The organism is Streptomyces sp. CA-111067, from assembly GCF_050956065.1.
Lineage (GTDB): Bacteria > Actinomycetota > Actinomycetes > Streptomycetales > Streptomycetaceae > Actinacidiphila.
The window spans coordinates 1-12,442 of record NZ_CP192104.1; the positions used below are offsets into that span (position 1 = coordinate 1).

Below are 12,442 nucleotides of genomic sequence, written 5' to 3' on the forward strand. Positions count from 1 at the left end.
AATTCAGGGCCGGTCTGGGAGGCGCCTCGCGGGAGCACCCGACCGAGGCCCTGCGGGCCTCTCCAGCGGGCCGTGCCCGAAGGTCGGCCACCCGGCCCACACCCACCCCGACACCGCCCCTGCACCAGACCGGCACCAGCCACGTCCCGGCTTGCAAACCAGAAACACCCGGCTCAGCCCAGGCCGCGACAACCAAGGACAGGGAGCAGAAGGGCCACAAGGGGCCTACGGCTCGCCTTCTCGGCCCTGGCGGCGCTTGGCCCTACGGACGTCCCGCTCGGCCTCCTTGCGGGCTTCCTCGGCCCGGCTGGCCACCTCGATCGGACAGGCGTACTGCACCGCGCCCCCCCGCAAGGCTTCTCCTCAACCGCGGGGACGGCGGCAACCGGCTGCCCTCGAGCTGACGCTTGAGGGCGCGGGACCGGACGTTCAGCACGGCCGCGAGCGCGGCGAGGTTGCCTCCGAACTGGACGAAAAGGAAGCCTGCTTGCGCTTGGGTGCCGACGGGCATCACCCGGCTACAGGCAGCCTGCTCGGCAGGCTTGAGGCGGTCGTGTGCGGCCCCGCAGGTGGGTGGCTGGCCCTTGCTTCGCGTCATGGCTCCCAGCCTCCCCCGGCGGGGCTGTGGACGGCGGACCGGGCGGCGGCGGTGATCCGCTCGATCTGGTGGTTCTCGGGCTGGTTGCGCTGGGGGCGCTTGGCCGTCTGGCATTCTGTGCAGACCATTCCGAGTACCTGCGGGGAAGCGACGGAGGCTGTCTCTTGAGTACCACCACCCCTGCCCAGCGGTCCGCTACAGACGTGGCGGCCAGGGCGACCGGCCCGAAGTTCATCATCGTCATCCAGCAGAAGGGCGGCGCCGGGAAGTCGACGATAACCGTCAACCTGGCGGCCGTGAGCGGGCGCAGCAGCGTCATGCAGAACGACATCGAGGACGCTGCGGTCGTCGCGGCCGGCGTCGACCCACAGGGCAGCCTTGAGGACTGGGCTGACCGTGTGCCGGAGGAAGCGCTGCCGTTCGACTACCTGGTGACGCGGGGCAAGGTCGGCATCCTGACCGATCTCAAGACCAGTCCCACCCGCAAGCGCGTGATCGTGGACACCCCCGGCTTCATGGAGATCGACCCGGACGCGGCGTGGGGTGATGATCCGCTCGGGGAGAGTCGAGTCGCCGACGCGCTGCGCGAGGTGCTGGAGTTGGCCGATCTGGCGATCGTGCCGATCACCCCGGAGTGGCTGTCGTGGAAGCCGGCGGAGTTCACCATCGAGCGCATCCTGAAGCCGCGGGGTATCCCCTTCGTCGTGGTGATCAACCTGCACGATCCCCGGGACGGCGACACGGCGCTGGACGCGGTGAAGACGTGGATTGACGAGCGCGGCTATCCGCGGATGGCCGATCCGATCCGGAAGTACAAGATCCACGCGCATGCGGCTGAGAACGGGCTGACGGTCGTGGAGTACAAGGAATCCGGCACCGCGTTGAGGGCGCGCGAGGACTTCATGTCCCTCGCTCTGTGTGTGGAGCAGAACCTCTGATGGGCCGGCGGATGAACTCCGGGGCCGACGTCGGCGGGCGGCGGCCGGAGACGGCGACGGACGTGGCGCGGAAGCTCCCCGCTCCCCCGGCTCACCCGATCGCCGACACCCCGGTGCTGATCGGTGAGGAGCAAGAAGTCTTCGCCCGCTGCGAGGCCGCAATCGACACCCTGAAGTGGGCGTTCTGGGCTGCGGGCAAAGCGTTGCAGATCGTGCGGGACGGTCGGCTCTACCGGGGCACTCACCCGACTTTCGATGCCTACCTGGAGGACCGGTGGGACATGTCGCGGGGCCAGGCGGACAAGTTGATCCGGACGTGGCCTATCGCTGAATCACTGTTCGATTCGCAGTCGAACGGTTTGACTCCAATTGGAGTCAAAAAGCTGAACCAGTCCACGGTCTTCGAGCTGGTGCCGCTGGCCGAGCAGCACGGCGTGGAAGCGGCGAGCGTCGTGTACCGCACGGCGGCGGCGGTCGACGGTGTGCCAGTGACGGCGGCGGTCATAGGGGCCGCGGTGAAGGCGCTGCCCAAGAGCGAGAAGTTCGACGCGAAGGCAGCGACGTCGGCGGTGCGGAAGGCAGTCGAGAAGTTCGCGGTGACGGCTCGGCCGTCCATCCCCAAGCGCAGGGGCGCCGGCAGCGGGGCGAAACGGGTGTCGGTGAGGCAGCCCGACTTCGCCGATGCCTTGCCGTGGGACTCGCCGGACACTCTGAACGAGGTTCTGCGACGCTTCATGCGGCCGGAGGACCGGGCGGCACTGGCGAAGCTGTTGGCGGTCGACTGACGGCCTGGAGGACGTCGATGGGCCCGGCACGCCGGATGCGTGCCGGGCCCATTGCTGTGCGGGGCGGTCAGCCAGCCCACACGATGTCGAGGACGTACAGGTGCGGCGGCTGGGTGGTGCGGTTGATCCAGTACAGAAGGCTGAGCTGGCCGACTGCGGCGCTTCGCAGATCGGCGCCTTCGGGGTCGCTGGCGTCCCAGGCCGGCCAGTGCAGCGGGGCGCGGGCGGCGATGTCGAGGACGTCGGCGGCCAGCTCCTGGACGACGGGGTCGAGGGCGGCGAGGTAGCTGGAGGCGCGGGGGGAGAAGCGGACGGGCCAGGCGCTGTCGCTCACCGGCGGGGGCCGAGGACGTCTTCGAGAGCGATGCCGTCGGAGGTGTCGCAGCCGCCGGAGAGGAAGGCGTCGGCTACCGGGGCGGTGTCGAGGCGGCGCTGCCAGGAGGCGAGCGTGTCGTAGACGCGGCCGAGGTCGAGGGACTGGCGGGCGGCTTCGAGGGCCTGGCCCCACTCGAGGTCGAACCAGGGGAGCCAGCGTTCGGCACGCGAGGTGCCGGCGATGCGGGCGCGCAACTGCGCGGCGGCGGCCGGGGAGGGCGGGGGCGGTGTGGAGCCGATGGGCTGCGCGGTCATCGTGGGGGCCTCCTTGGGGCGCTGGGTTCCACGGTAGCGAGGCGTGCGGCGGCCCCGCCGGGGTTCCGGCGGGGCCGCCTGGTCGTGCTACAGCCGGACGGTGGTGGGCCAGCCGTTCCAGTCCTCGCGGTCTTGGTCGACGGGGAAGTTCGGGTCGCGGTGTTCGGGCCTGTCGTAGTAGCCCTCGCTGTAGGCGCACTCGGTGGTGGGGCAGTTGTCGTGGTGGTCGCACTGGGAGACCGGGACGGTGTGGCCGGCCAGCCAGTGGCGGTACTCCTGGCGGGTGTAGCGGCGGCTGTTGCCGTCGGTGAGCTGGCGGGCGTGCGGCGGGACGTGGCCGAGGCGGGTGCCGAAGGCGTGGTCGAACCGCCGCAGTTCGAGGGCGGCGGTCTCGGCCAGGGCGTCGGCTTCCGCCAGGCCGGGGGCGATGTCGGCGGCCAGGGCCAGGGCGGCGCGGTCCAAGTAGGCGGCCTTGCGCAGGGTCAGGGTGCGGGAGGCGGCCAGGTCGCGGCTGGCGGCGAAGGATGCGGCGGCGGCCTGGAGCTCAGCGAACTCCTGCTCCAGCGGGGCCGCATCGGCGTAGACGGCGTCGGGGTGGTCGATCTCGGCGGGCGTCTTGTCGGTGTACCGGACGGCGACGCCGATCGAGGTGGCGTAGGCGATTTCGGCGAGGGTGGACAGGCCCACGTACCCGCCGGGGTTGACGACCAGGACCTCATCGGCCATGCGGATTTTGGCGCGGTGCAGCCGGTCCAGGCGCTCCTTGAGTTGCTGCGCCTGCTCCGGGTCGGCCCACAGTTCGTGCGGGGTTTTGAGGTTGCAGCCGGGCGCGAGCACGATGTGGCCGACGGCGGTCTCGCGCAGGTTGGCTGCGGCCAGTTCGGTCCAGAAGCGGGTGGATCCGCACAGGGTGACGACCTTGGGCAGATCGAAGGGTTCGTGCTGGGTCATGGAGTTCCTGCTCTTTCAGCGGTGGTTGTCGAGGTGGGCGTCGTAGCGGGCGTCGGCGTCGGGCTGCTTCCAGAACTCGGCGATCCTGGCCTCGTAGCCGGCCAGGAGAACTGAGAAGGCGTGGCGGTCGGTGGCGATGGGCTGGAGGCGGGTGCTGCTGAAGCGGGGCCGGTACTCCTCGAAGGCGTAGCCGTAGCCGTCGTTCTCGGCCTTCGCGGCGAAAGCCACGAGTTCGAGGAAGTCGTGGTCGGACATCTCGAATGCGGTGGTGCGCTCGCGGGAGTGGATTCCGGGCGACAGCAGATCCTTGGCGACGTCGCGGTGCTCGGTCTGGGTGCGGATTCCGTACCTGTTGACGATGTAGAGCGCGGTGCGTCGGGCCATGGCGACTGAGCGGTGCCGGCCGCCGGTGCAGCCGAAGGCGACGGTGACGACGTCGGCGCGGGTGTCGACCAGGAGCTGCTGCGCGGTGGTGGTCGCGGCGAGGGCGAGCCGGTCGGCGCCGGGGGTTTCCAGGACGTGGTCGTAGACGTCGCCGTCCAGGCCAGTGCGCTCGCGCATGGCCGGGTCGTGGTGCGGGTTGCGCAGCAGGGCGCGCAGGTCGTACGTGATGTCGGCGACCGGCGGCTCTCCGTGGCCGTAGCCGAACGAGATGATCCGGACGGTGCCGCTGGGCTTGGTCGTGGTGGTGGTCGTGGCGGTCACTGGTCTCCTTGGTGGTGTGCGGGTTGGGCCCGGGGCGGCCGGTGGTTCTGGCCGGGATGGCGGCCGCCCCGGGGCGGGGTCAGCCGGACAGGCGAACCGGCATCAGCAGGTACTGCAGGCGGCTGTCGGGGCCGCTGTCGGCGCGCAGCATGGCGGGCTTGTGGGGGTGGGTGAACTGGAATCGGGTGGTCTCGTGGCCGATGGCGGTGAGGCCGTCCAGCAGGAAGTGGGGGTTGAAGGCGACGTCGAACGTGTCGTACTCACCCGAGGCGACACTGAAAGCGGCGTCGGTGCCGTCGACTGCCTGCGCGTCGTCGCTCGTGCCGGCCTCGATCGTGACGGCGCTCTTGGTGAAGGTCATCCGCACGGGGGTGTTGCGTTCCGCAACCAGGGCGACGCGCTTGACGGCGGCGGCCAGGGCCTCGGTGTTGACGGCGGCCTGCGCCGCGAACTCGGTGGGGAAGAGGTTCTTGTACTTGGGCAGTTCGCCTTCGAGGCCGCGCAGGGTGATGCGCTGGGTGTCTCCGGTGAAGCCGGTGATGCCGTACGACTGGTCGGGCAGGTTCAAGAACACGCCGGGGTCGCCGGCGAGGGCCTTGGCGGTGTCCATCAGCGGCTTGGCGGGCAGCAGCGTCTGGCTGATCGGCCCGACGGTGCCGGCGCCGCCTTGGGGCTCCCACTCCAGGGTGCGGACGGCGAAGCGGTAGCGGTCGGTGGCTGCGAGGGTGAGGGTCGTGCCGTCGATGTTCATCTGGACGCCGGTCAGCACGGGCAGCGAGTCGTCGCGGGCGGCGGCGGTGGCCACCTGGCTGACGGCTTCGGCGAGGTCGGCACCCGGCACCATGCCGGATGCGTTGGACAGGGCAGGCAGGGTCGGGAGCTTGGGGTATTCGTCCAGCGGGAGGGTGCGCAGGGTGAACTTCGCGCTGCCGGACTCCAGGGTGGCGGTGGTGTCGGTGGTGGTGATGTGGACGTCGCTCCGCAGCGTGCGGGCGATGTCGGTCAGCAGCCGGCCGGGGACCAGGACGGTGCCCGGTTCGGTGATGCGGGCGGCGACGGTGGCGTAGGCGGAGGTGTCGTAGTCGTAGCCGGTGACGGCGAGCTGGTCGTCGGCGGCGTGCAGTTTGAGGCCGGCCAGGACCGGCACGGGCGGGCGGCCGGGCAGCGCGCGTCCGGCGACGGTGAGGGCGTCGGCCAGGGCGCGGTGGGTGACGGTGAGCTTCATGTGGCGGGGCCCCTCAGACGCTGGTGGCGGGCGTGGTGACGTGGCTGCGCAGGTGGCTGTCGCGGGTGTACTCCAGCGCGGCCTTGGTGGTGCCGGTCTCGGTCCAGTCGCCGGCCGAGCAGGTGGCGGTGTACGCGGTGCGGCCCGAGCAGCCGGGCTCCTTGGGCTTGCCGGTGCTGGTCACCTTGTGGGTGCAGACGGTCTTGTCGTCGTGGATCGGGCGGATGGTGGCGGTGATGCGCATCGGGTTCCTCTCGGGAGCCGTGGGGAGTTCGAGGGGGAGGGGCACGTCGTACGGGGCGGCCGGGGCCGCGGGGATGGCGGGGGCGAGGCGGGGTTCGACGGGCACGGCCAGGAGCACGACGGCATCGAGGGCGAGCTGGCCGGCTGCGGCGAGGGTGGCGGCCCGGGTGAGGGCGGCGGTGACGAGGTGGTGGGCTCGGTCCATGTGGAGGTGGCAGCCGGCGCACATCGCCACCAGGTTCTCGGGGCGGCAGTCCTCGGGGGTGTGGTTGAGGTGGGCGGTGGTGAGGATGACGAGGGTTCCGGTGCCGTAGGCGGGCTGGCCGTGCCGGTTGGGGCAGCGGCCGGTGTGGGTGCCTCGGCCGCACTGGCCGGTGCAGGCGCAGGCCCATCCGGCGCGGTCCTTGGCGGCGCGGGAGATGGCGTCCCAGTCGGCCGGGTAGCGGTCGCGGTTCTCCGGGCGGATCGGCACCTCAGCCTCCGGCGGTCGACGTGGTGGGGCGGGTACCGCCGGTGCGGGCCGGGGTGGCCCGGCCCGCACCGGTCGGCGGGGTGTCCATCAGGCCCGGTGGGCGTTCTGCCACGCCTGGACGACGGTGGCGGGGATGACGCCGGCGTCGCCGACGGTGTGGCCGTTCGCGCGGGCCCATGTGCGGATCTCGGTGCGCTGCTCGCGGGTGAGGCTGGCGGTGGTGGTGTTGGAGGCCCGGCGGCGGATCGGGGCGTCACCGCGGGCCTTGCGGAGCTTGTTCTGCGCGGCGGCCAGGCGCTGCTCCAGGTCGGTGATCTCCTTCTGCGTGCGCACGATCACGGCCTCGGCCGCGCGCCGCGCGGCCAGCTCGTTGAAGGCCGCCTTGGCCTTGTCGGCGAGCGTGTGCACCTTCGGGTCGGAGTGGGTGCGGGCCCACTCCAGGGCGTCGACCAGCTCGCGGGCGACGGCGAGCTGGTCGGGCTTGCGGGTCAGGCCGGCTTCCTCTGCCGCGGCGATGACCTGGCCGATGCTCAGGCCGGTCTCGGCCGCGATCTCGTGGGCGGGGGTGTTGGCCTGGAGCAGGGCGACAGCCATGGCGGCCGGGTCGGCGGCCGGGGCGGTGGTGGTGGTCATGAGGTGGTGTCCTTCCTGGCGAACTTGCGGCGAAGGGAGCGGCGCTGCTCGGGGGTGGTGGCGGCCCACGTGCCGAACTCGGTGTCCTTGGGGTGGTCCAGGGCGTAGGCGAGGCACTGGGTCTTGACGGGGCAGGTGCGGCACAGTTCGGCGGCCTCGGCCTGGTCCATGGGGTCGTTGCTGAACCACAGGTCGGGGTCGGTGTCGGCCTGCCGGCACGGCTCGCTGCCGGTGATCGGCGGGTACGGCGCGACGGTGGCGGCGGTCACCGGATGCCGCCCTCGGCCGGGGTGTCGATCGGGGTCCAGTAGGCGAGCTCGTACATGTCCAGGACGGTGAGCAGCAGCTCATCGACGTTGCCGGCCTCGCCGGGGATGTCGGCGTTGCTGGCGAGGATGCGCGGCGGCGCGGCCAGGCGGGCGTGGATGTAGAGCATCAGGGCGGGGGCGTCGTCGGGGTCGACGTCGTCCCGCAGCCGCCAGCACTGGCCGGGAGCGGCGAGCAGGACCGGGTCGCCGTCGGTGGCCCGCTCGCAGGCCAGGCGCAGCGCGGTGTCCGGGTGCAGGGCGTCCTCGCGCATGAGCTGTGCGGCCAGGCGCCGGATCAGCAGGCCCGCGCCTTCGGGGCCGAGGATGACGTCCAGGGGCGGCGGTGTGGTGTGGCTCATCGCAGGACTCCCTTGCGGCGGCGGAAGTGGCGGGCGGGGCGGCCGGCGGGGGCCAGGAGGGCGCGGCGGGCGCGGCGGCGGCGGGCGAAGGCGGTGGTGGCGGGCTTGCCGCAGGACCAGCAGTCGGCTTCGTCGCCGGTCCAGGTGACCAGGCACGGCTCGCACAGGAAGGTGCGGACGACCAGCGGGAGCAGGGGGCGGGCGGGGGTGGTGGCGGCGCGCAGGGCGGCGGCCGCGGTGGGGGTGAGTCTCTGTCTGGGCACGGGTGTCCCTTCGGGTGTGGCGTGGCGGGTTGGGCCCGGGGCGGCCGGTGGTCCTGGCCGGGATGGCGGCCGCCCCGGGGCGGGGTCAGACGGTGATCTGCGCGGCGAGCGGTTCGAGGGCGTGGGCCTGGTCCTCGCGCTGGTCGACCAGCCGGTCGTAGTCGGCGCTCTCGCGGCGGGACCAGGGCTCGGTGCGGTAGCAGTGGCGCAGGTGCCGGATGTGCAGTTCGCGGGCGTCGGGGGTGCCGAGCTGCACGGCGTGGACCAGCTCGTGCAGGATCGTGTCGGCCAGGTCGCGGCCGGTGGTCGCGGTGGTGGCGCTGACGAACACGGCGATGCCGCCGGCGGGGTTGAGGACGGTGACGCCGTACGCGCCGCGGGCGGTGCGCCGGGCCTGGTGGCCCTTGACGGCGCGGGTCAGGCGGGAGGCGCCGGGGGCGAAGGCGATATCGGCCGCCGTGGCGAGCTGGGCCATGGCGCGCTCGTTGGTGAGGGTGAGCGCGACGGCGGGCAGCGGCCCGACGTGGGCGGTGATGATGCGCTCGGCCTGGCGGGCGATGGACTCGGCCTGGTGGACCAGACGGCGGTTGCCGAATAAGCCGAGTTGGTGGCCGGTGACGGTGATCGGCATGGCGGATTCCCCCGGGCTACAGGACGTGGATGGTCAGGTCGGCCGGGGCGGTGACCCGGCAGGCGGTGCACAGCGGGACCGGCGTGCCGGCCACCCAGGCGCAGCCGCCGGGGCAGGGGGCGAACTCGGTGCAGCCGCACACGATGCAGGCCCGCCCGTCGGCGACGCGGGCCTCACAGGTCTCGATGAGCGCCTGGTCCAGGACGTCCCACAGGTATTCGCCGGCCTTGCCGAACTCCGGTGCGGCGATGGTGACGTGGACCGAGGTGGCGACCGCGTGGAACGCCTCGGGGCGGATGACCGGCCAGATGGTGCGCAGGTCGGAGTAGCTCAGCGGCTGGCCGAAGGTGGTGTAGGGCTCGCCGTTGACGGTGGTGACGGTGATGGCCGCCTCGGTGCGGTCGGGGATGCGGTCCTGCGTGGCGAAGTACAGGCCGGTCTCGGCGGCGGCGTCGGCCAGGGCGCGCAGCAGCAGCGGGTCGGAGACGTGGCCGTCGACGGCGGCGCGCTGCCGCCAGGTGCTGCCGTCGAAGCCGGGGCCTTCCAGGCCGGGCTGGGAGCAGGTGGTCAGGTACCCGGTCCGGTTGGCGGCGGCGAGGATCGGCACCAGGTGCTCGGTCTCCTCATCCACGCCGCAGTTCGGCATGTAGCCGGGCTGCGAGGCGATGTCGCCCTCGAGCCAGGACGCCATGAGCAGGCCGAGGTCGGCGATGGTGCGGGCACTGCGCCACAGCTGCCGGTCGGAGCGGTTCATCCAGGGAAGTCGCATGGTGGGTGGTCTCCTTACTGGCCGGCGGATCGGGCGCGGGCGGCGGCGGTCAGCAGCGCGGCATGGATCTGGTCCTCGCGGCGGCGCAGGCCGTCGTTGTAGCCCGGCACCGAGCGGGCGCCGGTGACGTGCCGGAAGTGCTGGTTGGCGGTGCGCGCGGTGCGGCGGGTGCCGGTGCCCGTGCGGATCAGGGCCTGCTCGGCTCCGAGCACGCAGACCCGGCCGTGCATGTCTTCCGCGGTGCGCTGGGTCCAGCCGCGGCGCTCGATCTCCCCGCTGGTGGCGACCAGGAAGTCACTCGGCCGGATCTGCCGCCCGGTCGGCGCGGGGGCGGGGAGCAGCTGCTCGCGCTGCTCCTGGCCGACAACGCCGAACAGCAACTGCCAGGTGGTGACCAGCACTTCGCGGGCGACCAGAGCGGTGACGTACGCGGTGGCCTTGAGCAGCACCCAGGCCGCGCGGCCGGCGAACTTGCCGCCGACCGCGAGGGCGTGCCGGGTGCGGAGAGCGGCGGGGGAGGGGACGCGCGGGTCACGCGGGGCCGGGCCGGTGGTGATACCGGCCTGCGCGATCAGCACCTCGGTCTCCGGCAGGCCGAACGGCCGGGACGGCGCCGGTTCGGCGGGCGCGGCGTCGGCGAGGACGTCGGCCAGCTCGCGGGCGAGCGCGTCGGCGAACGCGGCATCGACGGCGGCGGCGAGCGCGGACTGCGACCGGAACGTGGCTGGCACGCGCGGGGCGACGGTGGCGGTGATCACGGCGGCGGTCCCTACTTGGCAGCCGCGACGATCGCGGCGAGGGTCTCGAAGCCGTGGTGCCACGCCTGGTCCAGCGCGTAGGACCCGTTCATGCCGAAGTCGGCGAGCTTGTAGAACCGGCTCTTGCCGGTGGCGGCGGCCAGGCGCTCCAGCACCCCGTTCGGCACGCGGCGGTCGGCGATGTAGTGGGTCGTCGCGCTGATGGCGAGCGCGCTGGCGACGGCGCCCGGGTGCAGCTGCAGGCCGACCGAGCGGGAACCGGCGACCAGCACCAGGCCCTGCGTGGCGGTGTAGGTGGTGACGTGCCAGGCGCAGGTCAGGCGACCACCGAGGGTGCCGTGGAAGTGCTTCGTGCCGGTCTTCTCGTCGGTGGTGACGACCGGGGCGGCGTCGGTGGCGGCCTTCGCCTGCGCGCAGCGGTCGGACTGCACCCAGTGGTCGGCAATGTCGGCGGCGGCGCGCAACAGGGCGTAGCTCGCGGCGAACTTGGCCGGGCGGCTGGTGTCGGTCATGATGCTGGTCTCCCTGGTTTCCGGGTGTTCTCGGGCTGGGGTTGGGCCCGGAGCGGCCGGTGGTCCTGGCCGGGATGGCGGCCGCTCCGGGGCGGATTCAGTTCGGGTTCTTGCCGGCGTCGCTGCCTTCGCTGCGCTCGTTCGCCTTGCGGAGCGCCTTCTCCATCGCCTCGCGCTGTTCGTCGGTCATCGCTCTCACCTGCCGGTCTTGCTCAGCTCGTGGCTGTGGCACAGGACGGGCGCGATCAGGAGGCTGATGCCGCCGACGGTCCAACGGCCGCCGGTGAGCGGGCCGGGCGGGACCTGGTCGATGATGCGGCCGGTCTTGCCGGCGGCGCGGGGGTCGTCCTCGCAGGAGAGGATCTGGACTTCGTCGTTTGCCTGGAACATGGCTTCCTTCCTGTCGGTGGCCGGCCCCCGCGCGGAGCTGGGGGTCAGTCGGTTTCGGCGAGCTGCTTGAGGTTGCGGCGGATGTACTCGCGGGTGAATCCGAGGGCGGTGGCGGCGTCGACCTGGCGGAGGTTGCCACTGCTGATCTCTGCGGCGACGGCCGTCCAGAACTCGCGGTCGACGGCGGCGTGGTCCTTCTCGCGCTTTTCCTGCGCGGCCACCAGGCGGTCCTTGGCGGCCTCGAGGACATCGGGGTCGGGGGCGGGGGAGTTGGGGGTCATGTGCTGCTCCGTCTCGGGTCGGGGACTGGGTGCGTCCTCTGGCTCCGGGTCGGAGCTGGGGTTGGGCCCGGGGCGGCCGGTGGTCCTGGCCGGGATGGCGGCCGCCCCGGGGCGGATTCAGCGGCGGGAGATGTCGCCGGAGACGGTGCGGGTGCGGGGGGTGAGCCGGTCGTTCAGGCCGCGCAAGGTGATGTCGCCGGAGACGGTGGTGGCCTCCAGGCGGTCGACGGCGTCGGGCGTGGCGCTGACCGTGATGTCGCCGGAGGTGCTGTTGGCGCGGAAGTCGCTGCCGCTGTAGGCCCCGATCAGGACATCGCCGGAGACGCTGCGGGCGTCGAGGCGTGCCTGCACCCAGTCGACGGTGACGTCACCGGAGGTGGTCTGCACGTCGAGGGTGTGGACGGCGCGGGCGTTGATGTCGCCGGAGACGGACTCGGCCGTGAGGACGGTGAGCGCGCCGTTGACGGCGAGATCGGCGCTGGTGGTGGTGAGCCGGAGGGAGGAGTCGCGGGGGAGGCGGACGTCGACGGTGATGTGGTTGTCGGCGGCGGGGCCGCTGACGACGGTGCCGGCCTGCGCGACGACCCGGCCGTTGGAGACGATGCGGTGGCCACCCATGTAGAGGTCGCCGTTGGAGATCACCGTGCCGTTGATGGTGCCGGTGTTGACCACACCGAAGTTCGCGCCGGTGAAGACGGCGCCACCCATGCGCATCGTCTGGCCGGGCACCTCAGGGACCTCGACGGCGATGACGTCCTGCTGGCGGCCGGGCGTTTCGCGGATGGTCGTGTCGCGCACCGCGTCGGCGTAAGGACCGCTTTCGGCCGAGGTGGAGATGGTGATCTGCGCGTACTGCAGGGCGGGGTCGACGGTGACGTTCACGGTGCCGGCCGGGCTGGTGATGTCCGCCCACCGGGAGCTGGAGTGGGTGGCGGTGTAGGTCTTTGTGGTCAACGTGGTCTCCTCGGTGGGTTGTTGGTGGCTCGACTTC

Annotated in this window: 19 protein-coding genes and 1 pseudogene; 2 read left to right on the forward strand and 18 right to left on the reverse strand. The window is 72.4% G+C overall.

Going from position 1 to position 12,442, the window contains the following annotated elements:
* Positions 1–225 precede the first annotated feature (225 nt).
* Entirely contained in the window at positions 226–354 is a 129-nt protein-coding gene (locus ACQPW6_RS38580) for a hypothetical protein (RefSeq protein WP_433894813.1), read from the reverse strand.
* 270 nt (positions 355–624) lie between these two features.
* Between ACQPW6_RS38580 and ACQPW6_RS38585 the strand changes: the two genes are divergently transcribed.
* Positions 625–1,536, forward strand: a complete 912-nt coding sequence (locus ACQPW6_RS38585; RefSeq protein ID WP_433894814.1) for a ParA family protein — start codon at positions 625–627, stop codon at positions 1,534–1,536.
* Positions 1,536–2,321, forward strand: a complete 786-nt coding sequence (locus ACQPW6_RS38590; protein WP_433894815.1) for a hypothetical protein — start codon at positions 1,536–1,538, stop codon at positions 2,319–2,321. Before ACQPW6_RS38585 ends, ACQPW6_RS38590 begins: the two co-directional genes overlap by 1 nt.
* Before the next feature lie 67 nt (positions 2,322–2,388).
* Here the strand turns inward: ACQPW6_RS38590 and ACQPW6_RS38595 are convergent, their stop codons facing one another.
* The 17 genes and pseudogenes from ACQPW6_RS38595 to ACQPW6_RS38675 form a co-directional block, all read right to left on the reverse strand.
* Positions 2,389–2,655, reverse strand: coding sequence for a hypothetical protein (locus ACQPW6_RS38595; RefSeq protein ID WP_433894816.1), 267 nt, complete (start codon positions 2,653–2,655; stop codon positions 2,389–2,391).
* Entirely contained in the window at positions 2,652–2,951 is a 300-nt protein-coding gene (locus ACQPW6_RS38600) for a DUF6247 family protein (protein ID WP_433894817.1), read from the reverse strand. Before ACQPW6_RS38600 ends, ACQPW6_RS38595 begins: the two co-directional genes overlap by 4 nt.
* Before the next feature lie 87 nt (positions 2,952–3,038).
* Positions 3,039–3,902: a hypothetical protein gene (locus ACQPW6_RS38605; protein ID WP_433894818.1), complete on the reverse strand. Its 864-nt coding sequence runs from the start codon at positions 3,900–3,902 to the stop codon at positions 3,039–3,041.
* A gap of 15 nt (positions 3,903–3,917) precedes the next feature.
* Positions 3,918–4,607: a RapZ C-terminal domain-containing protein gene (locus ACQPW6_RS38610; protein ID WP_433894819.1), complete on the reverse strand. Its 690-nt coding sequence runs from the start codon at positions 4,605–4,607 to the stop codon at positions 3,918–3,920.
* Between the two features lie 79 nt (positions 4,608–4,686).
* The gene (gene dnaN, locus ACQPW6_RS38615; RefSeq protein ID WP_433894820.1) at positions 4,687–5,832 is read right to left on the reverse strand and encodes a DNA polymerase III subunit beta; all 1,146 of its coding nucleotides are present in this window, start codon (positions 5,830–5,832) and stop codon (positions 4,687–4,689) included.
* A gap of 388 nt (positions 5,833–6,220) precedes the next feature.
* Positions 6,221–6,547: pseudogene (locus ACQPW6_RS38620) on the reverse strand (hypothetical protein); the annotation flags it as partial.
* Positions 6,548–6,634: 87 nt separating this feature from the next.
* Positions 6,635–7,180, reverse strand: coding sequence for an Lsr2 family DNA-binding protein (locus ACQPW6_RS38625; protein WP_433894821.1), 546 nt, complete (start codon positions 7,178–7,180; stop codon positions 6,635–6,637).
* A complete protein-coding gene (locus tag ACQPW6_RS38630; RefSeq protein WP_433894822.1) occupies positions 7,177–7,449 on the reverse strand; it encodes a WhiB family transcriptional regulator in 273 nt (90 codons plus the stop codon). The genes ACQPW6_RS38625 and ACQPW6_RS38630 overlap by 4 nt, the downstream gene beginning before the upstream one ends.
* Entirely contained in the window at positions 7,446–7,847 is a 402-nt protein-coding gene (locus ACQPW6_RS38635; RefSeq protein ID WP_433894823.1) for a hypothetical protein, read from the reverse strand. The genes ACQPW6_RS38630 and ACQPW6_RS38635 overlap by 4 nt, the downstream gene beginning before the upstream one ends.
* Positions 7,844–8,110 carry a hypothetical protein gene (locus ACQPW6_RS38640; protein ID WP_433894824.1) on the reverse strand — a complete coding sequence of 89 codons (267 nt, stop codon included), beginning with the start codon at positions 8,108–8,110 and terminating at the stop codon, positions 7,844–7,846. Before ACQPW6_RS38640 ends, ACQPW6_RS38635 begins: the two co-directional genes overlap by 4 nt.
* An 85-nt stretch (positions 8,111–8,195) precedes the next feature.
* Positions 8,196–8,741 (reverse strand): hypothetical protein, encoded by a 546-nt coding sequence (locus tag ACQPW6_RS38645; RefSeq protein WP_433894825.1) that lies wholly within the window; start codon positions 8,739–8,741, stop codon positions 8,196–8,198.
* A 16-nt stretch (positions 8,742–8,757) separates the two neighbouring features.
* Positions 8,758–9,510, reverse strand: a complete 753-nt coding sequence (locus tag ACQPW6_RS38650; protein WP_433894826.1) for a DUF6919 domain-containing protein — start codon at positions 9,508–9,510, stop codon at positions 8,758–8,760.
* Between the two features lie 14 nt (positions 9,511–9,524).
* Positions 9,525–10,268, reverse strand: coding sequence for a DUF6197 family protein (locus tag ACQPW6_RS38655; RefSeq protein WP_433894827.1), 744 nt, complete (start codon positions 10,266–10,268; stop codon positions 9,525–9,527).
* 11 nt (positions 10,269–10,279) lie between these two features.
* Positions 10,280–10,780, reverse strand: a complete 501-nt coding sequence (locus tag ACQPW6_RS38660; RefSeq protein WP_433894828.1) for a hypothetical protein — start codon at positions 10,778–10,780, stop codon at positions 10,280–10,282.
* A 195-nt stretch (positions 10,781–10,975) separates the two neighbouring features.
* On the reverse strand, positions 10,976–11,170 hold the full coding sequence (locus ACQPW6_RS38665; protein ID WP_433894829.1) for a hypothetical protein: 195 nt from the start codon (positions 11,168–11,170) through the stop codon (positions 10,976–10,978).
* A 44-nt stretch (positions 11,171–11,214) separates the two neighbouring features.
* Positions 11,215–11,451 carry a hypothetical protein gene (locus tag ACQPW6_RS38670; protein ID WP_433894830.1) on the reverse strand — a complete coding sequence of 79 codons (237 nt, stop codon included), beginning with the start codon at positions 11,449–11,451 and terminating at the stop codon, positions 11,215–11,217.
* Positions 11,452–11,568: 117 nt separating this feature from the next.
* On the reverse strand, positions 11,569–12,405 hold the full coding sequence (locus ACQPW6_RS38675; RefSeq protein WP_433894831.1) for a DUF4097 family beta strand repeat-containing protein: 837 nt from the start codon (positions 12,403–12,405) through the stop codon (positions 11,569–11,571).
* Positions 12,406–12,442: the final 37 nt, after the last annotated feature.